This window comes from Pseudomonas corrugata (assembly GCF_001269905.1).
GTDB lineage: Bacteria > Pseudomonadota > Gammaproteobacteria > Pseudomonadales > Pseudomonadaceae > Aquipseudomonas > Aquipseudomonas corrugata.
Genome location: NZ_LHVK01000014.1, coordinates 130,109 through 152,923 on the forward strand (window position 1 = coordinate 130,109; position 22,815 = coordinate 152,923).

At 60.4% G+C, this 22,815-nt stretch carries 27 protein-coding genes and 1 tRNA gene; 12 read left to right on the forward strand and 16 right to left on the reverse strand.

Features of this window, described 5'->3' with window-relative positions:
• Positions 1–214: 214 nt before the first annotated feature.
• Together vapC and vapB are read right to left on the reverse strand one after the other, a co-directional pair.
• A complete protein-coding gene (vapC, locus tag AD665_RS18875; protein ID WP_024778040.1) occupies positions 215–631 on the reverse strand; it encodes a type II toxin-antitoxin system tRNA(fMet)-specific endonuclease VapC in 417 nt (138 codons plus the stop codon).
• Positions 632–862: a type II toxin-antitoxin system VapB family antitoxin gene (gene vapB / locus AD665_RS18880; RefSeq protein ID WP_024778041.1), complete on the reverse strand. Its 231-nt coding sequence runs from the start codon at positions 860–862 to the stop codon at positions 632–634. It abuts the gene before it with no gap.
• A 174-nt stretch (positions 863–1,036) separates the two neighbouring features.
• Here vapB and AD665_RS18885 point away from each other — a divergent pair, with 174 nt between their 5' ends.
• Entirely contained in the window at positions 1,037–1,486 is a 450-nt protein-coding gene (locus AD665_RS18885; protein ID WP_024778042.1) for a hypothetical protein, read from the forward strand.
• A 9-nt stretch (positions 1,487–1,495) separates the two neighbouring features.
• Here the strand turns inward: AD665_RS18885 and AD665_RS18890 are convergent, their stop codons facing one another.
• The 9 genes from AD665_RS18890 to panM form a co-directional block, all read right to left on the reverse strand.
• Positions 1,496–1,942, reverse strand: coding sequence for a hypothetical protein (locus AD665_RS18890; protein WP_024778043.1), 447 nt, complete (start codon positions 1,940–1,942; stop codon positions 1,496–1,498).
• Between the two features lie 144 nt (positions 1,943–2,086).
• The gene (locus AD665_RS18895) at positions 2,087–3,145 is read right to left on the reverse strand and encodes a PDDEXK nuclease domain-containing protein (RefSeq protein ID WP_024778044.1); all 1,059 of its coding nucleotides are present in this window, start codon (positions 3,143–3,145) and stop codon (positions 2,087–2,089) included.
• Positions 3,146–3,384: 239 nt separating this feature from the next.
• Positions 3,385–3,792 carry a hypothetical protein gene (locus AD665_RS18900; protein ID WP_024778045.1) on the reverse strand — a complete coding sequence of 136 codons (408 nt, stop codon included), beginning with the start codon at positions 3,790–3,792 and terminating at the stop codon, positions 3,385–3,387.
• Between the two features lie 65 nt (positions 3,793–3,857).
• Positions 3,858–4,187, reverse strand: coding sequence for a DHCW motif cupin fold protein (locus AD665_RS18905; RefSeq protein ID WP_024778046.1), 330 nt, complete (start codon positions 4,185–4,187; stop codon positions 3,858–3,860).
• 124 nt (positions 4,188–4,311) lie between these two features.
• Positions 4,312–4,387: transfer RNA gene (locus AD665_RS18910), tRNA-Phe, on the reverse strand.
• 102 nt (positions 4,388–4,489) lie between these two features.
• Positions 4,490–4,762: an oxidative damage protection protein gene (locus tag AD665_RS18915; protein ID WP_024778047.1), complete on the reverse strand. Its 273-nt coding sequence runs from the start codon at positions 4,760–4,762 to the stop codon at positions 4,490–4,492.
• Positions 4,759–5,826, reverse strand: coding sequence for an A/G-specific adenine glycosylase (gene mutY, locus AD665_RS18920; RefSeq protein WP_024778048.1), 1,068 nt, complete (start codon positions 5,824–5,826; stop codon positions 4,759–4,761). The genes AD665_RS18915 and mutY overlap by 4 nt, the downstream gene beginning before the upstream one ends.
• Entirely contained in the window at positions 5,823–8,048 is a 2,226-nt protein-coding gene (locus tag AD665_RS18925) for an AsmA family protein (protein WP_024778049.1), read from the reverse strand. Before AD665_RS18925 ends, mutY begins: the two co-directional genes overlap by 4 nt.
• Positions 8,049–8,139: 91 nt before the next feature.
• On the reverse strand, positions 8,140–8,538 hold the full coding sequence (gene panM, locus AD665_RS18930; RefSeq protein WP_024778050.1) for an aspartate 1-decarboxylase autocleavage activator PanM: 399 nt from the start codon (positions 8,536–8,538) through the stop codon (positions 8,140–8,142).
• 261 nt (positions 8,539–8,799) lie between these two features.
• Between panM and AD665_RS18935 the strand changes: the two genes are divergently transcribed.
• The 7 genes from AD665_RS18935 (at position 8,800) to AD665_RS18965 (ending at position 14,618) form a co-directional block, all read left to right on the forward strand.
• Positions 8,800–10,461 (forward strand): OFA family MFS transporter, encoded by a 1,662-nt coding sequence (locus tag AD665_RS18935; protein WP_024778051.1) that lies wholly within the window; start codon positions 8,800–8,802, stop codon positions 10,459–10,461.
• 301 nt (positions 10,462–10,762) lie between these two features.
• Complete coding sequence (gene hisB, locus AD665_RS18940; RefSeq protein ID WP_024778052.1) at positions 10,763–11,356, forward strand: imidazoleglycerol-phosphate dehydratase HisB; 594 nt, start codon at positions 10,763–10,765, stop codon at positions 11,354–11,356.
• The gene (gene hisH / locus AD665_RS18945; RefSeq protein ID WP_024778053.1) at positions 11,356–11,994 is read left to right on the forward strand and encodes an imidazole glycerol phosphate synthase subunit HisH; all 639 of its coding nucleotides are present in this window, start codon (positions 11,356–11,358) and stop codon (positions 11,992–11,994) included. The genes hisB and hisH overlap by 1 nt, the downstream gene beginning before the upstream one ends.
• Positions 11,994–12,248, forward strand: a complete 255-nt coding sequence (locus AD665_RS18950; protein WP_033034336.1) for a DUF2164 domain-containing protein — start codon at positions 11,994–11,996, stop codon at positions 12,246–12,248. The genes hisH and AD665_RS18950 overlap by 1 nt, the downstream gene beginning before the upstream one ends.
• A 42-nt stretch (positions 12,249–12,290) precedes the next feature.
• Entirely contained in the window at positions 12,291–13,028 is a 738-nt protein-coding gene (gene hisA / locus AD665_RS18955) for a 1-(5-phosphoribosyl)-5-[(5-phosphoribosylamino)methylideneamino]imidazole-4-carboxamide isomerase (RefSeq protein ID WP_024778055.1), read from the forward strand.
• A 9-nt stretch (positions 13,029–13,037) separates the two neighbouring features.
• Positions 13,038–13,808, forward strand: a complete 771-nt coding sequence (gene hisF, locus AD665_RS18960) for an imidazole glycerol phosphate synthase subunit HisF (protein WP_024778056.1) — start codon at positions 13,038–13,040, stop codon at positions 13,806–13,808.
• Between the two features lie 63 nt (positions 13,809–13,871).
• Entirely contained in the window at positions 13,872–14,618 is a 747-nt protein-coding gene (locus AD665_RS18965) for a substrate-binding periplasmic protein (RefSeq protein WP_024778057.1), read from the forward strand.
• 104 nt (positions 14,619–14,722) lie between these two features.
• On the opposite strand, the gene AD665_RS18970 is transcribed toward AD665_RS18965, so the two are convergent.
• From AD665_RS18970 to gpmI, 4 genes are all read right to left on the reverse strand, one after another.
• The gene (locus AD665_RS18970; RefSeq protein WP_024778058.1) at positions 14,723–15,505 is read right to left on the reverse strand and encodes a divergent polysaccharide deacetylase family protein; all 783 of its coding nucleotides are present in this window, start codon (positions 15,503–15,505) and stop codon (positions 14,723–14,725) included.
• Between the two features lies 1 nt (position 15,506).
• Positions 15,507–16,820, reverse strand: a complete 1,314-nt coding sequence (locus tag AD665_RS18975) for a S41 family peptidase (RefSeq protein ID WP_024778059.1) — start codon at positions 16,818–16,820, stop codon at positions 15,507–15,509.
• A gap of 32 nt (positions 16,821–16,852) precedes the next feature.
• A complete protein-coding gene (locus AD665_RS18980) occupies positions 16,853–18,145 on the reverse strand; it encodes a murein hydrolase activator EnvC family protein (protein ID WP_024778060.1) in 1,293 nt (430 codons plus the stop codon).
• Positions 18,146–18,373: 228 nt separating this feature from the next.
• Positions 18,374–19,903 (reverse strand): 2,3-bisphosphoglycerate-independent phosphoglycerate mutase, encoded by a 1,530-nt coding sequence (gene gpmI / locus AD665_RS18985; protein ID WP_024778061.1) that lies wholly within the window; start codon positions 19,901–19,903, stop codon positions 18,374–18,376.
• A gap of 152 nt (positions 19,904–20,055) precedes the next feature.
• Between gpmI and AD665_RS18990 the strand changes: the two genes are divergently transcribed.
• From AD665_RS18990 to secB, 3 genes are read left to right on the forward strand one after another with little or no spacing between them, the layout of a single operon-like run.
• Entirely contained in the window at positions 20,056–20,469 is a 414-nt protein-coding gene (locus tag AD665_RS18990) for a rhodanese-like domain-containing protein (RefSeq protein WP_024778062.1), read from the forward strand.
• Position 20,470: 1 nt separating this feature from the next.
• Positions 20,471–20,725, forward strand: coding sequence for a glutaredoxin 3 (gene grxC, locus AD665_RS18995; RefSeq protein ID WP_024778063.1), 255 nt, complete (start codon positions 20,471–20,473; stop codon positions 20,723–20,725).
• 36 nt (positions 20,726–20,761) lie between these two features.
• Positions 20,762–21,244 (forward strand): protein-export chaperone SecB, encoded by a 483-nt coding sequence (gene secB, locus AD665_RS19000; RefSeq protein ID WP_024778064.1) that lies wholly within the window; start codon positions 20,762–20,764, stop codon positions 21,242–21,244.
• A gap of 180 nt (positions 21,245–21,424) precedes the next feature.
• Here the strand turns inward: secB and trmL are convergent, their stop codons facing one another.
• Entirely contained in the window at positions 21,425–21,880 is a 456-nt protein-coding gene (trmL, locus tag AD665_RS19005) for a tRNA (uridine(34)/cytosine(34)/5-carboxymethylaminomethyluridine(34)-2'-O)-methyltransferase TrmL (RefSeq protein ID WP_024778065.1), read from the reverse strand.
• Here trmL and AD665_RS19010 point away from each other — a divergent pair.
• Complete coding sequence (locus AD665_RS19010) at positions 21,879–22,319, forward strand: hypothetical protein (RefSeq protein WP_024778066.1); 441 nt, start codon at positions 21,879–21,881, stop codon at positions 22,317–22,319. The genes trmL and AD665_RS19010 overlap by 2 nt on opposite strands.
• Positions 22,320–22,815 lie beyond the last annotated feature (496 nt).

Consider the following 22,815-nt stretch of genomic DNA (forward strand, 5'->3'; position numbering starts at 1 on the left):
CTAGCATGCGTCCGAATGGCCGCCAACAGCGCTACGGATGGTAAACCGGTGATGTGCGGCAGTTTGTCGCATCGGTACAGCAGACTGTCGCGCCATCAACAACCGAACGGCTGTTTGAACCGTGTTTGCCGGTGAAAATCCCCGGGAGTCGCGTAAAAAAAGGCGCGATGGTGCCAGCTTTGGGCGGGGGTTGGAAGGGTTAACCGGATGAGCGTTACTCTGGCCCTTTCGCAACGGTCCAATCTTCGGTGCGCAGTCCCGGAACTCTTTCAAACTCCTTCAGATTGTTGGTTATCACGATCAGCCCGAGAGAACGGGCATGGCCGGCAATCATTTGGTCGTAAGGGCCGATTGGCTTGCCTGCCTTCGCCAGTTCGGCTCGAATCATTCCGGTATGTGCGGCAGCTTCATAACCAAATGGTAGAACCTCAAGGCGAGCACAGAAGCCTTCGATGACGGCGAGATTTCTTTCTGGGGCGCAAGACTTTTCTGCGCCGTAGATCAGCTCCATCAGCGTAACGGCACTAATGCAAAGCTGGCCGTGATGCAGATTGAAAGCTTCTCTGACCATCTGGGGTTTGTTCTTGATGGTGAAAATACAGATGTTGGTATCCAGCATGAATTTGATCATTTAGAAGGGTTCACGCTCCTGATCGGCGGGCTGATCGCGGTCTGTCATAAAGTCAGCTGTCACGGTATCTCCATCGAACCAGCTGTCCCATGCTTCTCCGGCCGGGGTAATGATTCGGGCTCTGCCGACGGCGATTACATCTACGCGCTTCACGTCGCTTGGCATCGCCACTGCTTTGGGAAGCCGGACCGCTTGGCTGCGGTTGCTCATGAAAAGGGTGGTTTGTTCCATCAGGAGTCCTCCACGAATCCAAAAATCCAAGCGTAGGCTACCACTGGGATATGGCGATGGGATATACGATTCTGACGGCTGCCGGTGGCGCGGATGCTTCCAATCGATCTAAACCTACGACTGCGACCCGAATCAAAAGGGAACCTGTATGGGCGAACCGTGGGAGTTATCGCCATGAAGCTTTTTCGTTGCTTTTTGTTGCCCTTCACGAGCTTAGGGGTATTACTTTTTTCCATCATGCTCAACGCCACCAACCTCGCTCCAATAGACAGCGCCGGCGTGCAGGTTCAGCCGCTGCAGCAAAACGGCATCACCTACCTGTCCGGTGGTATCGGCGAAGACGAAGCCCGGGCCATCGGGCAGGCGCACGGGTACAACCTGCATATGACTTTTGCGGTCGGGCCTGAAAACAAATACATCCCGGATGTGCACGTCACGATTCACAACGCGTCGGGGCAAACACTGCTGACGCTGGATGACGCGGGACCGCTGGTTTATGTGCAGCTGCCGCCGGGCAAATACACCGTGATGGCGACACGCAATGGCGAGGAGCGTCGCGACACCGCCGACATAGGCAGCGGGGCCGCACGCAATCTGGTGTTCCATTGGAACGGTGACGAATAGCCAATCGGCTTACTCGCCGGCGGGCTCTTCCATCGATTGGCGATAACGGTCCAGCGCTTCGCCGAAGTCCTTGATGAATTCAGGGGTGCTGAGCCAGCGTTGTGCCGTTTCGCGGTCCATGTCGTCGGCCCACATGCGGTAATCCACCAGCATGTCGGCGGCCAGATTGGTTGCTGCCATGCTTTCGTTCTCGGCGTTCTTCAGGTCCAGCAGGCCTGGACGTTCGCTGATCATCACGCTCAGGGAAGACAGCAGCGTGTCGAGCAATTCGCTTCGGCTGACAGCTTCGGCTTCACGTAGCTTGGCGAACAGCTCCAGCACATAGACGGGCGGCTGCGCGGTGGCATGGGCTGGGTCGCCGTACATTGGAATGGACTTACGCCCGGTCATGCGGATCTGCTTCGCTTTGTCTTTGGCACGCTTGGCGCGTTTCTGCTGCTTGTTCAATGAGGCCATTGGGCTTCGGTTTCCAATTCGTCAGGTGGCAGTGCCCGGCTCAAGCCATTTCGGCACGGTCGGTGGTCTGTTAGGCGGGTAGTTTACCGCTTCGGACTCGGATAATGCCCCCTTGGAACGCATCTGCGGATCGGCGCAAGGGTGTCAGTGGCCTTCTGCAGGTGTACCCGATGGTCGCTCTTCAAGCCGGGCTCGCTCACGATCCAACTCATTGCGCAGTTCTTCTTCTGTCGGGAGTACAAGTTGGTACTGACTGGCGAAGAGCTGTTCGTTGCCTTGCAGCACTGAGTAGCGCACCACCGACTCGTCCTTCTGCGCACAGAGAATGATGCCGACGGTGGGTTTGTCATCCGGGCCGCGTCTCAGGTCGTCGTAGAGGCGGACGTACATGTCCATCTGGCCGATGTCCTGGTGGCTGAGTTCGCCGCGCTTGAGGTCGACGATCACAAAGCATTTGAGCAGATAGTTGTAGAACACGAGGTCGACGTAGAAGTCCTTGCTCTCGGTGCTGATGCGCTGCTGACGGGCAACGAAGGCAAAGCCCTTGCCCAGTTCGAGGAGGAATCCCTGCAGTTGGTCGATCAGGGCCTGTTCCAGGTCGGTTTCCAGCAGGAGGCCGGCATTGGGCAGTCCGAGAAACTCCAGGACGACCGGGTCCCTGACGATATCCCTTGGGCCGAGATCGAAAGCTTTCAGGTTGTCCGAGGCCTCTTGCTTCACCTTTGGCCGGTCGCGGCTTGCCAGCAGGCGCTCGTAGTAGAAGGTTCCGATTTGCCGTTCCAGGGCGCGGGTGGACCAGTTCTGTGTGGCGGTTTCGTTCATGTACCAATGCCGGGCGTTGTCGTTCTCCACCCGGAGAAGCGTGCGGTAGTGGGTCCAGCTCAATTCGTGACGCAGTGCGTCACACTTTGGAAATGCCTGATAAAAAAGCCGCATATAACGCAGATTCGAGGCATCGAACCCTTTTCCAAACTTCGCCGTAAGTGTTCTTGCCAGAATTGGCAGCAGTTGTTTCCCATAAGCCGCCCGCTCAGCTCCTCGCTGCTCGAATTCAACGATATGCCGGCCGATCTGCCAGCAGGTCTGTACTTGAAGGGTATCAACGGCGCGCAGCACTTTACGACGTGCCTGCTGGATCAGTTCACCGAGTTCGTTGATCAGTGGCGCAAGCTTTGGATCGTCTTGGGATAAAAGTGGACTCATCGAATATCAGCCGAAGTGGTGGGCGGTCCAGAAAAGGATGCTTCAATCGGTATTTCGATGATGCCGGACGAGGCTGATTGACCTGGATGAAAAGCGACAGATACATGCAGGATCGGTTTGAGGCAGCGTTATGTCTGTTGCGTCAGAACCTGTAGGCGCTGTCCGAAGAAAGTGTCGGTGTGCGGAAAGTTCTGACGCAGGCTACCCAGTTTGACCGGGCAGCCTCGTAGTCACCGAAGTTAATCAGACGCTTGCGTCAGTTGCCGGGATGCTGCGACGTAATCGGCCTGGAACTGGGGGCTTTCGACCCAGTCCAGTGCAGTTTGCTCGTCAACTCCCGTGGTCAGGCGACGGTATTCGATCAAGGCGGTAAAGATGAAGTCCGTGGCTTCTTCCTCACCTTCCTGTTCCAGCACCAGCGCCAGCAGTGGATGCCCTAGGAAGGCGGCGCACATGGCCTGCTGACTGACTTTTTCAGCCGTGCGCATCTGGTTGAACAGATCGGACAGGTCCACCGTTTCCAGATCGATGCGCTCATCGTTCGGGTCCAGGAAGTCGTTCGGCGCAGCGGCACGTTGAACGCGGTTCTGCTTGGCTTTCGCTTTGGCGCGCTGGTTACGTTTCTGCTGTTTGTTCGCCGATGCCATGGGCCGGATTCCTGACGTGAATTGAAGCTGTATATCCTACAGCCTCAAGGCCAATGCTTCGAACCTCAATCCACCACGAACAAGGTGGCACCCTGGGAAGTCGAAGAACGATGGGGCTCGGCCTGGTCGGCCACCTGGTAGCTCATGCCAGCCTTGAGCACGAAGTGCCGTCCATCCTCCAGCTCGGTGTTCAGCTCACCTTTCAGGCAAAACAGGATGTGCCCTTTGATGCACCAGTGGTCGGCGAGGTATCCCGCCGTGTATTCCACCATCCGCACCCGGATATTCCCGAACTGCCGGGTCCGCCAATATGCCGTTCCGGTGACGCCTTTGTGTTCGGTCGGTTCGATGGTTGACCAGTCGGTGGTGCCGAAGGGGATGCCGGTGATGTCCATGACGACTCGTTTGTTAGGGAAGGGAGAGCAACGAGGGGCGAATGTAACTGAGTCGGCGAGACGGTGGAATAAACCCAGGCAATAAAAAACCCCGATCAATTGCTTGATCGGGGTTTTCGGTATTTGGTGCCCAGAGACGGAATCGAACCGCCGACACGGGGATTTTCAATCCCCTGCTCTACCGACTGAGCTATCTGGGCAACGGGGCGCATTAAACGGGTTTTTCAGGGGGGCGTCAAGCAAGTTTTCAAAAAATATTTAATTATTACCGTCGCTTACGATTCGCCCCCGGTCCGGACAGCTTATTCGGACGGCGGCACGTAGCCTTCGGCCTTGGCGTATTCTTCGCCGGAAAAGAACTTCGCCATCTCGCCCTGGAGGTATTTGCGGTCGTCGGCGTTCATCATGTTCAGGCGTTTTTCGTTGATCAGCAGGGTCTGGTGTTTCTGCCAGTCGCCCCAGGCCTTGGCCGAGACGTTGTCGTAGATATCCTGGCCTATGGAGCCCGGGAAGGGGGCTCGTTCCAGGGCGGGCAGTTCTTCTTTGTACTTACGGCACATGATGGTGCGGGTCATGACGGCTCTCCTGCGTTCAATACGGCGGCCGCGCGCTCGAGCAAGGTCTTGACCGGGGCGGCGAGGCCCAGGCGCGGCGGGGTGGCGAGGTTATACCAGAGCCAGTCGGCCTCGGCCACGTGATGGCCGCTTTCCCGAACCTGGACCAGCCAGGGTTCGATTGCCAACTGGAAGTGACTGAAGGTGTGTACCAGGCCGGGCATTTCCTGGTGCTTGCCCAGCTCCAGGGCGTGCTGCAGGGCCAGGTGTTGCAGGTCGTCGAGGTCGTCGAGTTCCGGCAGGCTCCACAATCCGCCCCACAGGCCGGTGGAAGGGCGACGGTAAAGCAGGATGGCGCCTTCACGGTTGGCCAGCATTGGCATCAGCGTGCGTTTCCTGGGGACTTCCTTGCGTGGCTTGGGGATCGGGTAGCGGGTTTCCAGGCCCAGCATGTGGGCTTCGCAACCTGACTTCAGGGGGCACAGCAGGCAGCTGGGCTTGCTGCGGGTGCAGAGCGTGGCTCCCAGGTCCATCATCGCCTGGGTGTAGGCGTTGACCCGGTCCTGGGGGGTGAAGCGCTCGGCGGTGGCCCACAGCTGTTTGGCAACCCTGGGTTCGCCGGGGTAGCCTTCCTGGGCCGTGAAGCGGGCCAGCACCCGCTTGACGTTGCCATCGAGGATTGGCGCCCGCAGGCCCATGCTGATGCTGGCGATGGCGCCGGCGGTAGACAGGCCGATCCCCGGCAGTTCGGTGAGTTTTTCCACGTCCCGGGGGAATTCGCCGCCGTACTGGTCGACGACGATCTTCGCGCTCTTTTGCAGGTTGCGCGCACGGGTGTAATAGCCCAGACCGGTCCACAGGTGCAGTACTTCGTCTTCCGGTGCGGCGGCCAGGGCCTGGACGGTGGGCAGCGAGGCCATGAACCGGTCGAAGTAGTTGAGCACGGTGCTGACCTGGGTCTGCTGCAACATGATCTCGGAGACCCACACCCGGTACGGAGTGATGTCTTGTTGCCAAGGCAAGTCGTGACGCCCGTGGCGGTCGAACCAGTCCAGGACGGCGCTGGAAAACTGCTCGGCTCTCATCGCTTGAACAATCCCTTGAGCGCGTCTTTCAACTCGGGGCTGACCTTGTCGCCCAGCTTCTCGTCGATCTTGTCGCTGAGACGGTCGCCAGCCAGTTTTGCCGCGACCTTGCCCAGTCCATCCTTGTCCAGGCGGCATGCCTTGGCGCCAAGTTCCAGCGGGCCACGACAGCGCAGCGGCCATTCGACATCGACGTAGCGTTCGTTGACCTGGCAGGCAGGATCGGGCATGTCGCTCTTGTCGCCTTCAACGATGACGCCGACGCGGTAATCCATGCCAAGCACGCGCAGGTCGATGTCGCCGTTGCCGTTGACGGTCATGCCGGGGATGCGGACTTTCAGGTCCGGGTTGCTGGCTACGCCATTGTGGAAGGTCAGGTTGCCGTCGAGTTGCCGGAACGGCGTGTCCTTGCCCCGAGGTTCGCCGCTGAGGCTCTTGCGGTTCAGCAGGGCGATGCCCTTGCACAGCTGCTGTTCTAGGTTGGCGTTGAGCAGGACACCATCGTTGATGACGAATCCGGCGTTGCCGTTGAGGCTTTCGATCAAGGCTTTCTGGCTGTTGCCGCTGGCGGTCACGGCGCTGTTGAGTGTCACCAGTCCTTTGACCGGCGGATTCTTGCCCTGGCTCTCGATGATTTTCTCGACCGGCACCCGGTTGATCCGGGTTTGCAGGCTCAACTGTGGCGTGGTCTGGCGAACATCCAGCGTGCCTTTGGCTTCGAAGTTGCCGTTGAACAGATCGCCCCGCAGGTTCTGCAGGGTCAGCAGGCCGCCCTGGCCGGTGGCCTTGAGGGCCGCGTCCTGGATCGGCAGTTTGTCGAGGATCAGTTGGCCGAAAGTCAGGTCGGCATCAAGGTCCAGTTTGCTCAGGCGTTCCACCGGAAAGAGCCGGTCGTTGCTCCAGGCGCCCTGAGTCGGAGCGTTCGGCAACGGTGTGGTGCCGGCGCCAGCCATGGCACTGGCCTCGGTGTTGCTGACTTCCTCCTCGCGGGCGGCCTTGGCGCTGTTGGTCTCTGCAGACTTTGGCGGCAGATAGCGATCAACATTGAACATGTCGGCCTTGAGTTGCGCGCGCAGTGACTGCTTGGCGAAGTCTTCCACGGCGATACGACCGCTGAAGCTGCTGTCGTCGAGCTTCAGATTGATGTTGTTGAGTTCGACGCTGGTGGGGGTGCCGGCGATGCGGCTGGCCAGTTCGACCTTGGTCAGGCTGCCTTCGCCCATGGCTGGCAGTTTCTGGCCGATGCTGTCGACGAAGTTCGCCAGGTCGAACTGGGCGATTGATATGCCGCCACTCAACTGTGGCGTTTTGTCGAGGTCGTTGACCTTCAGTTCGCCCAGAGCGCGCAACTGGTTCAGGGACAGCTTGATGCCGGTCCATTCGGCAACGTTCGCGGCCCTGTCCAGGGATAGCTGACCCTGGGCGTTGAAATTCAGGATCTTGCCCTGTAGAGGGTCTCCGGTGACCTCGCCGGACAGTTTCAGGTCTTCGAACTTGTAGCGTTGCACGGCCCGCTCGAAGCGCAGTTCGCCAGTGACCTCGGTCCGTACGCGCACGGCCGGCTGGTTGCTGGACAGGAAGGCGGTCAGTGTGACCGGGATGTTGGTGGAGTCGTGGACCGGGCCGGTGCTCAGTTGGATGCTTTCGGCGCTGAACTGCTTGCCGGTCTGCTCGTCGGTGTATTCGATCCGGGCGTTGTTCACGGTCAGGCTGTCGATGTCCAGGCGGGTTGGCTGGGCCGGTTTTTCCGCCGGGGTGCTGGCGGGCGGAGCAGGTTGATCGGCCGGTGCCGGAGCGCCCGCAGTTGTTGGGGACGCAGGGGCCTTGCCGATGTCTTCCCAGTTACCGTGACCGTTCTTGTCACGGTTGAGGCGCAGGTTCAGGCCTTCGACCCGAACGTCGCTCATCTGAACTTCCCGGCGCAGCAGCGGCATGACCCGCACCGAAAGACCGAGCATCTGCAGGTCAGCGAAAGGTTGTGTCGGGTTGGCCAGCGTCGCAACGCTGGCTTCGTGCAGTTCCAGGCCCAACCATGGGAACAGACTCCAGCCGATGTCTCCATTGAGGGTCAACTCAATGTGGGCCTTGTCGCGGGCTATCTGGCGGATCTCTTCCTTATAGTCGTTGGGATCGAAGAGGTGGGTCAGGGCAAAGCCCAAGGCCACAATGATCAGCAACAGCCCGAGAAGTACCAGACCCAGGATTTTGCCGAACGCTTTCATGGGCGAGTCCTTGTAGGTTGAGTTCAGAATTTAGCCTGCGAGTATAACGCTGTGGATTGCTGGTGCGTTGGGGTGATCGTTTTCGTGGCGCTCAACTTTCGTCCAGCGCCAACTTCAATTTGGCTGCCAGGGCCTGGGCCATCAAGTGTCCGGCAGGGGCCAGCAGCCGCAGTTCGGCGCCCTCTCGCCGAGCCATCCGCTGTGCTTCGCTGACCAATCGCTCCGCTACGCCACGGCGACGGGTCACGCTTCGTACGCACATCTGAGACAAATGCCAGACGTTCCGGTGCCGTTGCAGGCGTGCGGCGCCGAGCAGTCGATCATTGAAGCGAGCCGCAATGAATGAGCTATCGTGCAAGTAATCCTGGACCAGCTGAGTGGCATCGCTGAACGGCTCGAGCAGCCAGGGCGGGGCGTCCAGGTAGATTTTATGCAGGTCCTGCCGATCCTGGCCGGTAGCTTCAATCAGGTGCTCAACAACAATGGGCATGGAAGTTCCTGAAAAATAAATGACTTTTGCCCTACAGAATGCAACCAGGGGCGCGATAAGACAGATGACGTGAAAAAGGTGATATCACTTTGGTTTTTCTGTCACGAGCAAATGGTAACCTTTACCCGTTCGCCCGTCCTTCTGCGACTTGATGTCACACCAACAGGGAGCTTCACCAGAAAATACAGCCGCGCCTGCGTGCAAATAAGGCTGAGGGTGATGCGTGGCTGGCGAACCATTCTAACAATTGGGGGATACACAATGAGCACGAGTATCACGGCGGGCGGCGTTGCCGACCAGCCTGCGTTCCTCTCCAAGGAGCGTATCATCGCCAAATCAGGTTTCAACCGGTGGCTGGTTCCACCGGCCGCCCTGGCCATTCACCTCTGCATCGGCATGGCCTACGGCTTCTCGGTATTCTGGTTGCCTCTGTCCAAGGCCTTGGGTATTACCAAGCCGGTGGCTTGTGCACCGGACATGAGCTTCATCTCGCAAGTCTTTTCGTCCCAGTGCGACTGGCCGATCTCGATGCTCGGCTGGATCTACACTCTGTTCTTCATCTTCCTCGGTTGCTCGGCAGCCATTTGGGGTGGCTGGCTGGAACACGCCGGGCCACGCAAGGCTGGTGTCGTGTCGGCCTTGTGCTGGTGCGGTGGTCTGGTGATTTCCGCGCTGGGTATCTATACCCACCAGATCTGGTTGATGTGGCTCGGGTCGGGCGTGATCGGCGGCATCGGCCTGGGTCTGGGCTATATCTCCCCGGTTTCCACCCTCATCAAATGGTTCCCGGATAAGCGCGGCATGGCGACCGGCATGGCGATCATGGGCTTTGGTGGCGGGGCGATGGTCGGTGCTCCGCTGGCCGCGGCGCTGATGAGCCATTTCGCCTCGCCGACCAGCGTAGGCGTCTGGCAGAGCTTCCTGGTCATGGCCGCGATCTATTTCGTGTTCATGATCGGTGGTGCGTTGTCGTACCGCGTACCTCCGACCGGTTGGAAGCCTGAGGGCTGGACTCCTGCGCCGAAGAAAACCGCTAACTCGATGATCACCCATCGCCACGTTCACGTGAACGTAGCCTGGAAAACACCGCAGTTCGTTTTGGTGTGGCTGGTACTGTGTCTGAATGTGTCCGCTGGCATCGGCATTATCGGTATGGCCTCGCCGCTGTTGCAGGAAGTGTTCGGCGGCAAGCTGCTCGGCAACGACCTGCCTTTCGGCCAACTGGACGCTACCCAACTGGGCCAGATCGCGGCCATTGCGGCCGGCTTCACTGGCCTGCTGAGCCTGTTCAACATCGGTGGGCGGTTTTTCTGGGCATCCTTCTCGGATTACCTGGGTCGCAAGAACACCTACTTTGTGTTCTTTGCCTTGGGGGTTGCGCTGTACTCGCTGATCCCGAACCTCGGTCACCTGGGCAGCATCGCCCTGTTCGTGGCGGCGTTCTGCATCATCCTGTCGATGTACGGCGGCGGTTTCGCCACTGTTCCGGCCTACCTGGCGGACTTGTTCGGTACGCAAATGGTCGGCGCGATCCACGGTCGTCTGTTGACCGCCTGGGCTGCCGCCGGCGTGCTGGGTCCGGTACTGGTGAACTACCTGCGTGAATATCAGTTGAGCATCGGCGTTGAACGCGCCGCGGCCTATGACATCACCCTGTACATCCTCGCCGGCCTGCTGGTGCTGGGCTTCCTCTGCAACCTGATGGTTCGCCCGGTCGCCGACAAATACTTCATGACCGACGCCGAACTGGCCGCCGAACAGGCGCTGGGCCATGACAAAGGCGCCGATAGCACCACTTCGCTGGAATGGAAGGCCGCACCGGGCACCAAGCCCCTGGCGGTCGCTGCCTGGCTGGTGGTGGGCATTCCGCTGGCGTGGGGCGTGTGGGTGACCCTGCAGAAGACGGCGGTGTTGTTCCACTAAGCAATATCGAGGTGATCCCGGAGCCATTGGTTCCGGGTGAACCCTGTGGGAGCGAGCCTGCTCGCGATGAGGCGTGTCAGTCGAGTCATTGTTGACTGATCCAGCGCTATCGCGAGCAGGCTCGCTCCCACAATTGTTTCTGGTTGATGGCCAAAAACTGCATCCCTCACTTGTATGGACATGTCTATCGCCGGCTGCGCGGGATTCAGCCCGTCAGTGATATCGTCTCCCGTGTTTCTGTTTGTCGCTCGCGCCCCTATAATGGCTGCCTTTTTCGCCCAATGATTTTGCGGAGCTGGTGATGGCCGAACGTAAGGCGTCTGTCGAGCGCGACACTCTGGAAACCCAGATCAAAGCCTCGATCAACCTGGATGGCACCGGAAAGGCCCGGTTTGATATCGGCGTGCCTTTTCTTGAGCACATGCTGGACCAGATCGCCCGTCACGGGCTGATCGACCTGGACATCGTCAGCAAGGGCGACCTGCATATCGACGACCACCACACAGTGGAAGACGTCGGTATCACCCTGGGGCAGGCCTTCACCCAGGCCATCGGCGACAAGAAGGGCATCCGTCGCTACGGCCACGCCTATGTGCCGCTCGATGAAGCACTGTCGCGGGTGGTCATCGACTTCTCCGGTCGTCCTGGCTTGCAGATGCATGTGCCATACACCCGCGCTACCGTCGGCGGCTTCGACGTCGATCTGTTCCAGGAATTCTTCCAGGGCTTCGTCAATCACGCCAATGTGACCCTGCACATCGACAACCTGCGCGGGCACAACACCCATCACCAGATCGAAACCGTGTTCAAGGCTTTCGGCCGTGCCCTGCGCATGGCCGTCGAACTCGATGACCGCATGGCCGGGCAGATGCCCTCCACCAAGGGCGTCCTGTAATGCAGACGGTTGCAGTCATCGACTACGGTATGGGCAACCTGCACTCGGTGGCCAAGGCCCTCGAGCATGTGGGGGCCGGCAAGGTGCTGATCACCAGCGATGCCGACGTGATTCGCGAAGCCGACCGAGTGGTATTCCCCGGTGTCGGTGCGATTCGCGATTGCATGGCCGAGATCCGTCGCCTGGGCTTCGATTCGCTGGTCCAGGAAGTCAGCCAGGACCGTCCGTTCCTTGGCATCTGCGTGGGCATGCAGGCTTTGCTCGAGCGCAGCGAAGAGAACGCCGGTGTCGATTGCATCGGCATGTTCCCGGGTCAGGTGAAGTTCTTTGGCAGGGACCTGCATGAAGACGCCGAACACCTGAAAGTCCCGCACATGGGTTGGAACGAAGTGAAGCAGGTGGTGGATCACCCGCTGTGGCACAACATTCCGGACCTGGCGCGCTTCTACTTCGTACACAGTTACTACATCGCCGCCGGCAATGCACGGCAGGTGGTGGGCAGTGGTCACTATGGCGTCGATTTCGCAGCGGCCCTGGCCGATGGGTCACGATTTGCCGTGCAGTTCCACCCGGAGAAGAGCCACACCCATGGCCTGCAGCTGTTGCAGAATTTCGCCGCGTGGGACGGCCGCTGGTAATGGCACGCAAGAAACCGCCAATCCTCACCCTCACCCCGGAACAGGAAAGTGAGGCGAACCGCAAGATTCAGCGGTTCATGGAGGATCGTTTCGAACTGGACCTGGGGTCGTTCGAGGCGGCGGAAATTCTTGACCTGTTTACCCGCGAAATTGCTCCGCACTATTACAACAGGGCGATTTTCGACGTGCAGGCGCACCTTAAGGAAAGGTTCGAAAGCATCGAAAGCGACCTGTGGGCGCTCGAGAAAAACTGATTCCCGAGCCAAGCTGAACATTCGTATTTGAAGGTTTGCCAGATGCTGATTATCCCCGCTATCGATCTCAAGGACGGCGCTTGCGTACGTCTGCGTCAGGGCCGGATGGAAGACTCCACGGTATTTTCCGATGATCCGGTGAGCATGGCCGCCAAGTGGGTGGAAGGTGGTTGCCGTCGCCTGCATCTGGTCGACCTGAACGGCGCCTTCGAAGGGCAGCCGGTGAACGGTGAGGTGGTCACCGCCATCGCCAGGCGCTACCCGAACCTGCCGATCCAGATTGGTGGTGGTATCCGTTCGCTGGAAACCATCGAGCACTACGTCAAGGCCGGCGTCAGCTATGTGATCATCGGCACCAAGGCGGTCAAGGAGCCTGAGTTCGTTGCCGAAGCCTGCCGCGCCTTCCCGGGCAAGGTCATCGTTGGCCTGGACGCCAAGGACGGTTTCGTCGCCACTGACGGCTGGGCCGAAGTCAGCACCGTGCAGGTGATCGACCTGGCCAAGCGCTTCGAGGCTGACGGCGTGTCTGCCATCGTCTACACCGACATCGCCAAAGACGGCATGATGCAAGGCTGCAATGTCCCGTTCACCGCCGCCCTGGCCACCGCTACGAAGATTCCGGTCATCGCCTCCGGCGGTATCCACAACCTGGGCGATATCAAGACGCTGCTCGACGCCAAGGCGCCGGGCATCATCGGTGCGATCACCGGTCGCGCGATTTATGAAGGTACCCTGGACGTCGCCGAGGCCCAGGCCTTCTGCGATGCCTACACAGGCTGAGGACTCATCATGGCGCTGGCCAAACGCATCATCCCTTGCCTGGACGTGGATAACGGCCGGGTGGTCAAGGGCGTCAAGTTCGAGAACATCCGTGACGCCGGCGACCCGGTGGAAATCGCCCGTCGCTACGACGAGCAGGGCGCGGACGAAATCACCTTCCTGGACATCACGGCCAGCGTCGATGGTCGCGATACCACGTTGCATACCGTCGAGCGCATGGCCAGCCAGGTATTCATTCCGCTGACCGTGGGCGGTGGCGTGCGCACCGTGCAGGACATCCGCAACCTGCTCAACGCCGGTGCGGACAAGGTGTCGATCAACACCGCCGCCGTCTTCAATCCTGAGTTCGTCGGCGAGGCCGCCGAGCGTTTCGGCTCGCAGTGCATTGTCGTGGCGATCGATGCGAAGAAGGTGTCCGGCCCGGGCGAACCCCCGCGCTGGGAAATCTTCACCCACGGCGGCCGCAAGCCAACCGGCCTCGACGCCGTCGAGTGGGCGAAGAAGATGGAGGGCCTGGGCGCCGGTGAGATCCTGCTGACCAGCATGGATCAGGATGGCATGAAGAACGGTTTCGACCTGGGCGTCACCCGCGCCATCAGCGATGCACTGGGGATCCCGGTGATTGCCTCCGGCGGTGTCGGCAACCTGCAACACCTGGCCGATGGCATTCTCGAAGGCCACGCCAGTGCAGTGCTGGCGGCGAGCATCTTCCATTTTGGCGAATACACCGTGCCGGAAGCCAAGGCCTACATGGCACAGCGCGGTATCTGCGTTCGTTGATTGCTGGACACCATGGCGAGCCCAAGGCACTCTTGGGCACACCATGGATTGCGGTAGCCCGACATGCTCAAACGCCTCGTTCTTGCCTTTGCTGGCGCCACGTTGCTGCTCGCAGGGTCCGCCCGCGCTGCCGAGACATCACTGGTGCTGCTGACGGAAAACTTCCCTCCGTACAACATGGCCAAGAACGGCAAGAACTTCGCCCAGGACGAGAACATCCATGGCATTGCCGTGGACATCGTCCGCGAGATCTTCAAGCGCGCCGATATCACCTACAACCTGACACTGCGTTTTCCCTGGGAACGCATCTACAAACTCGCCCTGGAAAATCCCGGCTACGGTGTGTTTGTCATGGCGCGGCTGCCGGAGCGTGAAGCGCTGTTCAAATGGGTTGGTCCTATTGGTCCGGACGACTGGATCATGCTTGCCAGGGCGGACAGCAAGATTGTCCTCGACTCGTTGGAGCAGGCGCGCCAATACAGGATCGGCGCCTACAAGGGTGATGCGATTGCCGAAACACTGGGCAAGCAAGGGCTGAATCCAATTGTCGTGCTGCGCGATCAGGACAACGCCAGGAAACTGGTCAACGGTCAAATCGATCTGTGGGCCACTGGCGACCCGGCCGGCCGCTACCTGGCTCGTCAGGAGGGTGTGAGCGATCTCAAGACCGTGTTGCGATTCAACAGTGCCGAGTTGTACCTGGCGCTGAACAGGGACGTGCCCGACGATGTGGTCGCACGGCTTCAAAAAGCCCTGGATGAACTGCGCAGGGAAGGTGCGGTGGACGCAATCATGGCGCGGTATCTTTGAAGAAATTTACCGGTCGGTCAGGCGCTTCGCGAGCAAGCCCCCACAGGATGAAGCTCAGTCGCGAATCAATGTGTGCGAGCCTGCTCGCGATAGCAGCGACGCGGTTATCGATAAACCCCATTTTTCCCATGCCCCGCCATCGCCCGATTGCTGCGCAGGCTGATCATCGACTGGATGTCGACCCATTCGATACCCTGGGCCTTTAGCCTGGGCAGTTCGCGTTCGAGTACCGCCAGCGTTTGCGGGTAGGGATGACCGATCATCACGGCCGAGCCCTGGCGGCGGGCCAGGTCGATGGCGCTCTGGAGCTGGTGGCCGATGGCGGCTTCGGTGCGCTCGTCGTCGAGGAATACATCCCGCGACACACTGGCGAGGCCAATCTTCTGGGCTTCGGCGGCTGCGACGGTCTGGGCGCTGGTGCGGCTGTCAACGAAGAACTTGTGCCGCTGTTGCAAGTCCGCCATCAGCCATGCCATGGCCTGGGGCTGGGCGGTCATGCGGCTGCCCATGTGGTTGTTGACCCCGCTGGTATAGGGCACGGCGGCGAACGCGGCGTCGAGACGCTTTCCCAGCTCCTCAATCGGTAGTTCGGGATGCCAGGCGAACGGTCCGGTCGCCGGATCCATGGGCATGTGCAGCATGACGATTTTGCCAGCGCGGTGAGCCTCGCGAGCGAATTCGGCGGCGTGGGGCGTGTCGGGCATGATCGCGGTGGCGACCGGACCGGGGAGTGCGAGCACCCGGCGATCCCGGGGCAGATTCTGTCCCAGGTCGTCGATGATCAGGCTCAGGTAAGCCTTGTGCGGTGAAGGCGCAGGCGTGTCGGGCGCCGCAAAAGCAGCGCTCGCCAGGCAGCACAACAGACCGAGGATGAAACGCCGGTCCATCTCAGCGGCCGGAGGTGATGTTCAGTCCTTTGAGCAGGCTCAGGGCCTGGGCCAACTGGTAATCGTCATCCTGCGGCATCGGCTTGGCCTTGGCGCCAGAACCGCTCGGCTTGTCGGCGCCGCCGTTGCCATTGCCCAGGTGACCTTGCAGGTCGGCTTCCTTGAAGTATTCGCTGTCCTGCTCGCTGGTGATCTTGGCCTTGCGCACCTCGATGTCCGGGACGATGCCCTGGGCCTGGATGGAGCGGCCGTTGGGCGTGAAGTACAGCGCGGTAGTTATCTTCAGGGCGCGATCATTGTTCAGTGGCAGCACGGTCTGCACCGAGCCTTTGCCGAAACTGGTGGTGCCCATGACGACGCCGCGCTTCTGGTCCTGCAGGGCACCGGCGACGATTTCCGAGGCCGAGGCGCTGCCACCGTTGATCAACACCACCAGTGGCACAGCTTCGCTCAGGTCGTTGCCGGTGGCCGAGAAGCGCAGCTCGGAGTTGGCGATACGCCCCTTGGTGTAGACGATAAGGCCCTTGGTGATGAAGTGATCGACCACTTCCACCGCCGACTGCAGCACGCCGCCAGGGTTGTTGCGCAGGTCCAGGACCAGACCGTTGAGTTTCTTGCCATTGTCCTTGCGCAGCTTGGCCAGGGCCTTGGCAACTTCTTCGCCGGTCTTGACCTGGAACTGGGTGATGCGGATGTAGCCGTAGCCCGACTCCAGCAGTTGGCTCTTCACGCTCTTGACCTGGATGACCGCCCGCGTGAGGGTCACGTCGAACGGCGTGCCGCCATCGCGCACCAGGGTCAGGGTGATCTTCTGGCCGATCTTGCCGCGCATCTTGTCCACGGCTTCGGTCATGCTCTGGCCGCGTGTCGGCTGGCCGTTGATCTTGACGATGAAGTCACCGGCCTGGATTCCGGCCTTGGAGGCCGGCGTGTCGTCGATCGGCGAGACCACCTTGATAAAGCCGTCTTCGCTGCCGACTTCGATGCCCAGGCCGCCGAACTCGCCGCTGGTGCTTTCCTGCAATTCGGCAAAGTCTTCCGGTCCCAGGTAGGCCGAGTGCGGGTCGAGGTTGCTGAGCATGCCCTTGATGGCGTTCTCCAGCAGCATCTTGTCATCCACCGGTTCGACGTAGGCGGCTTTGATCCGGTCCATGACTTCGGCAAAGGTGCGCAGTTCATCCAGCGGCAACGGGGCCTTCGTGGTCGCGGCGGCGGCAGGCGCCGACGGGGCCGGTCCGGCGGCGAAAGCCAGGGGCGCACCGATCACGAGGGCGATCGTCAGGGCCAGCGAGGTAAGGCGGGACAAATGCAGCATGTCGAACGAACTCCTTAATTGGATGGGCGCGCTTATCCTTGCGCACGACACCATTGGGCCGGGTCACTGGGGCGACCCTGCTGACGAATAGCGAAATACAGTGCAGGCGTATCCTGCCCGCCACTGTTGCCGACCGTGGAGATGGACTCACCGGCCTTGACCACATCCCCCGCCGACTTGAGCAGCGTCTGGTTGTGGCCATACAGACTCAGGTAACCGTTGCCGTGATCGAGGATCACCAGCAGGCCGGCGCCACGCAGCCAGTCGGCGAACACCACGCGCCCGCCATGAACGGCGTGCACCTGGCTGCCGGCGGATGCGCTGATCATCACGCCGTCCCACTTGGTACGGGTGTCGTCGCCGCGGGTTTCACCAAAGCGCGCAAGCAATCGACCATTGACTGGCCATGGAAGTTTGCCCCGGGCGGAAGCAAAGGCGCCGCCGAAAGTTTCGCCATCGCTGGAAACCAGCGCGCCGGGGCTGGATTTTGTCGTTTTGCGGGGCGCATCGTCCGAGTCCGCATCGGCCTGGGCTTCACGCAAACGCTTTTTTTCGGCTTCCTGCTGGGCGATCAGCGCTTTCTGCCGCGCTTCCTCTGCCTCTCGCGCCTGGCGGGCCAGGGTTTCCTCGATGGTTTTCAAGACTTTCGCCAATTCGGCCTGGTCCTGCTCGCGAGCCTTGAGCTTGCTGTCCCGCGCCTTCATATCATCATTGAGCTTGGCCAGGGCTTCTGCGCGTTCCTTGCGCACTTTCTCGAGTTCTTCGCGCTGGGTATCGAGGCTGCTTTTCTGCACCAGCAACTGGGCTTGCTGCAGTTCGATGTCTTTTTCGACGTTGGCCAGCTGCCGCAGGGTTTCGTTGAATTTCTTGAGTTGTTCCAGGCGTGCCTGGCTCAGATAGTCATAGTAGGTGAGGGTGCGGGCGAACTTCTCGGGGTTCTGCTGGTTGAGCAACAGCTTGAGATACTCCTGACGGCCGCTCTGATAGGCCGCGCGGGCCTGGATGGCGATCAGATGCTGCTGTTCAGCGCGCGCGCTCTGGAGTTTTTTTTTCTCTCCATCGAGCCGCTGCAGCTCGGATTCGCTTTTCTTCAGCTCTTTTTGCAGGGCGTCGACCTGTTTCTCCAGGTTGCCCATCTCGGTCTCGGTGCCGCGCAAGTCTTTCTGCACGCCGGCTTTCTCTTCCTGCAGCTTGCCCAGCAGCTTCTTCAGCTCGGCAATGTCCTGGCGCGTGGCTTCCAACTGCTGTTGGGTTTGCGCGCGCTCGTCAGCGAAGGCCGGTTGGAGCAGGCAGGTCAGAGCGAGGGCTATCAGGACGCGAAGCATAGAGGCGGGCGATACCAGGGAAAGGGACGGCCTAGTATGCCCGCCCCACGCCGCAAAAAAAACGCCCATTTGGGGCTGTGTGACAACTGGGCTGGTGTCAGGCGCCAAATCACCGCCAAACCTCTGTGGGAGCAAAGCTTACTCGCGATGATGTCAGCACATTCAACAAAAGTGCTGACCGTTCGATCGCTATCGCGAGCAAGCTTTGCTCCCACATGGGGGGGTTGATCAGACCAGAATCGAAGTCCCGGTCATTTCCGCAGGCTTTTCCATGCCCAGCAGCATCAGCATGGTCGGCGCCACGTCGGCCAGCACACCGCCGTCGCGGACCTTGAAGTCGCGCTTGCCAACGTAGATAAATGGCACCGGCTCGGTGGTATGGGCAGTGTGGGCCTGGCCGGTGGATTCGTCGGACATCTGCTCGACATTGCCATGGTCGGCTGTGATCAGCGCTTCGCCTCCGACCTTTTCCAGCGCCTCGACGATGCGGCCAACGCAGGTGTCCAGGCACTCCACGGCCTTGACCGCTGCCTCGAATACACCGCTGTGACCGACCATGTCGCCGTTGGCATAGTTGACCACGATGACGTCGTAACGCTGGTTTTCAATGGCGTCGACGATCCGGTCTGTGACTTCCGGGGCGCTCATCTCCGGTTGCAGGTCGTAGGTGGCGACTTTCGGCGATGGGATCAGGATGCGTTCTTCGCCCGGGAACGGTTCTTCGCGGCCGCCGGAGAAAAAGAACGTCACGTGGGCATATTTTTCTGTTTCGGCGATGCGCAACTGAGTCTTGCCATTCTTCGCCAGGTAATCGCCCAGCACGTTTTCCAGGCTGCCGGCGGCGAAAGCCGAAGGTGCCGGGATGCTGGCGGCGTACTGGGTCAGCATTACGAAACCGGCCAGCTTTGGCTGGCGAGGGCGTTCGAACTCCTTGAAATCGTCTTCGACGAAGACCCGGGTCAGTTCGCGGGCGCGGTCGGCGCGGAAGTTCATGAACACCACGGCGTCGCCATCCTCGACTTTGACCGGCTCGCCGATGGTGGTGGCCTTGACGAATTCGTCGCTTTCGCCGCGCTCGTAGGCGGCTTGCAGGCCTTCCTGGGCGGTGGCGGCGCTGAATTCGGCGTTGCCATCGACGATCAGATTGTAGGCCTGGGCTACGCGGTCCCAACGGTTGTCGCGATCCATGGCGTAGTAACGGCCGACGATGCTGGCGATGCGGCCCTTGCCCAGCGCCTGGAATGTGGTGTCCAGCAGCTCGATGGAAGAGGCGGCACTCTTCGGCGGGGTGTCGCGGCCATCGAGGAAGGCGTGCAGGTAGATTTTCTCGGCGCCGCGTTTGAAGGCCAGTTCGGCCATGGCAATCAGGTGGTCCTGGTGGCTGTGCACGCCGCCGTCGGACAGCAGACCCATGAAATGCACGGCCTTGCCGGCAGCCACGGCTTTATCCACGGCGGCGCAGATGGTCGGGTTCTCGAAGAACTCGCCGTCGCGGATCGCTTTGGTGACGCGGGTGAAGTCCTGGTAAACCACGCGGCCGGCGCCGAGGTTCATGTGGCCGACTTCGGAGTTGCCCATCTGCCCGTCCGGCAGGCCGACGTCCATGCCGCTGCCGGAGATCAGGCCGTTCGGCACGGTGGCCCACAGGCGGTCCAGTACAGGCTTGTTGGCCGAATACACAGCGTTGGATTCGTGGCTGTCACTGTGACCGAAGCCGTCGAGAATCATCAGGACCAAAGGTTTAGGCGTGGTAGTCATGGAATCCACTCGTGGCTGGTTAAAGGAAGACGATGGAAAAGGGACGGGCAGTTTAAAGGTAAGTTCCGGTGCCGTCACCGCCGGGCGGGGTTTGGCCGACCTTGAGTGCTGTGTATACTGGCCGACATTTTAACGCCCTGGAACCTCCTTCGATGGTTGCTCACCTGATTGAATTTGCCACTAACCACTACATTCTCGTCGGTATCTTCGTCGTACTGCTGGCATTGCTGCTCGTCCACACGATGCAGGGCGGCGGTCGCAGCCTGAGCACCGCCGAACTGACCGCGCTGGTCAACAAGGACGCCGGCGTGGTGGTGGACATTCGTCCCGGCAAGGAATTCGCCGCCGGTCACATTGTCGGCGCGTTGAACATCCCCCAGGACAAATTGGCCGCACGTATCGGCGAACTGGAAAAGCACAAGGCCAAGACCATTATCCTGGTCGATGCCATGGGCCAGACGGCCGGTACCCACGCCCGCGAACTGATGAAGTCCGGTTTCACTGCCGCCAAGCTGTCCGGTGGCGTGGCGACCTGGAAAGCCGACAACCTGCCCCTGGTGAAGTGAGATGACCCACGTCGTTGTCTATTCCAGCGATTACTGCCCCTATTGTTCCAGAGCCAAGTTTCTGCTCCAGAACAAGGGCGTGGCTTTCGAAGAGATCAAGGTCGATGGCAAGCCGCAACTGCGCGCCGAGATGACCCAGAAGGCCGGACGTACATCCGTGCCTCAGATCTGGATCGGCAACACCCACGTGGGCGGTTGCGACGACCTGTTTGCCCTGGAGCGCGCCGGCAAGCTCGACGCGATGCTCAAGGCCTGAATCCCCTGAAGAACCTGAAAGTGAGAAGGATCTGCGATGACTGACCAACAGAACACAGCTGCCAGCGAAGAAGAAGCCGCACCGCAATTCTCCTTGCAGCGCATTTATGTGCGAGACCTGTCGTTCGAAGCCCCGAAAAGCCCGGCGATCTTTCGCCAGCAGTGGGAGCCGAGCGTAGGCCTGGACCTCAACACCCGCCAGAAAGCCCTGGAAGAAGACTTCCACGAAGTGGTGCTGACCCTGTCGGTCACCGTGAAGAACGGTGACGAAGTGGCGTTCATCGCTGAAGTCCAGCAGGCCGGGATCTTCCTGATCAAGAACCTCGATGCCGCTTCGATGAGCCATACACTGGGCGCGTTCTGCCCGAACATCCTGTTCCCGTACGCCCGTGAAGCGCTGGACAGCCTGGTGACTCGCGGCTCGTTCCCGGCCCTGATGCTGGCCCCGGTGAATTTCGATGCGCTGTACGCCCAGGAGCTGCAACGCATGCAGGAAGAAGGCAGCGCGACGGTTCAATAAGCGTCCGACAGCCGGCTACAAAACCTGTGGGAGCGAGCCCTGTGGGAGCCGAGCCTGTGGGAGTCGAGCTTGCTCGCGATGAACGATGACGCGGTTTAAAGTTGAACCGTGTCGACTCCATCGCGAGCAAGCTCTGCTCCCACAGGCTCTGCTCCCACAGGAGTTTCTGGCGTTATGGGTTCAGGCGAAACCGTTCTGCCGCCACGCCTCGTAAACAGCCACCGCCACCGTGTTGGACAGGTTCAGGCTGCGGCAGCCTTCACGCATCGGCAGGCGCAAGCGCTGCTCTGCCGGTAGCGCGTCCAGCACGTCGGCCGGCAGGCCTCGGCTTTCAGGCCCGAACAGGAACGCATCGCCGGCAACGAAACTGGCATCATGGAAGGGCCGCGAACCCTTTGTGGTGAAAGCGAACAGGCGCGGGTGGCCGAGGCTTTCCAGACAACTGGCGAGGTCTGCATGACGCTGCAAGGTGGCATACTCATGGTAGTCGAGGCCCGCGCGACGCAGGCGCTTGTCGTCCATCTCGAAGCCCAGCGGTTCGATCAAATGCAGATGGCAGCCGCTGTTGGCGCAGAGCCTGATGACATTGCCGGTGTTCGGCGGAATTTCCGGTTGAAAAAGGATGACGTGAAACATGCACGGCTCCGATAACAAAGATGACGCGCATTCTACGCTGCAAACCGATGAGCGTTCGAAGCTATTCCCGCGGGTCATGGGCTCCCTGGCAATCTTCGGGTTGATGATTGGACTGATGATCGGCCGCCTGACCAATCCCGAACCGAGCGTGTTGCAACAGATCGAGGTGAGCGATGGGGTGCTGGTGGCCTGGTTCAATGACGAACCCAAGCTGCACGGAGAAATCATCGATGGCTCCGTGGCGCTGTTGTTCGAAGCCGAAGGTCCGGCACAGAAGGGGCAACTGAAGCTCAATGGCAAGGACGTGAACTGGCGCGTGCGCTTGAGTGACAAGGGCTTGTTGCTGACGCTGGTGGCGGCGCGTCCGTTGCGGGGCGAGTGGACCGGCAGCGAGGTGGATGATCGCTGGCGGCTCGAGGTCCGTCTCCAGGAGCAATAAAAGAGGGGAATCCCCGGCCTGCCTGTACCAAGGTCCCCAAAACGGGAGGGCGATCGCAAAGATCCAGCCCTGGTGTAAAGAAGGGAAACCTTGACCTGCCTGTATCAAGGCCCCCAAAACGATGAGCTCGATGAGCCCGAATAAAATGGGGAATCCCCGGCCTGCCTGTACCAAGGTCCCCGAAACTGGGTAGTGATTGGGTTATTGCAGGGGGCGTGCCAGTTTTAAATGGCTTGTCACAGAAAACCTTACGATGTTGCGCAAAGCCCCGTATTCCGGGGCTTTGGCTTTTGTTGAGGCAGGTTTCCCCGAGGTGACTCGATCAGTCAGGGCTCGTATGAAGCGCGCAGTTGCGGTTCGTGGTGCATTGGTGTGGTGCACGAAGCTTTCAAAAGCATCGCGAGCAGGCTCGCACACAGGGGGAGCGGCGCCACGACACGCGCGCACACCGACAACCCGATGTGGGAGCGAGCCTGCTCGCGATTGGCCTTCAGAT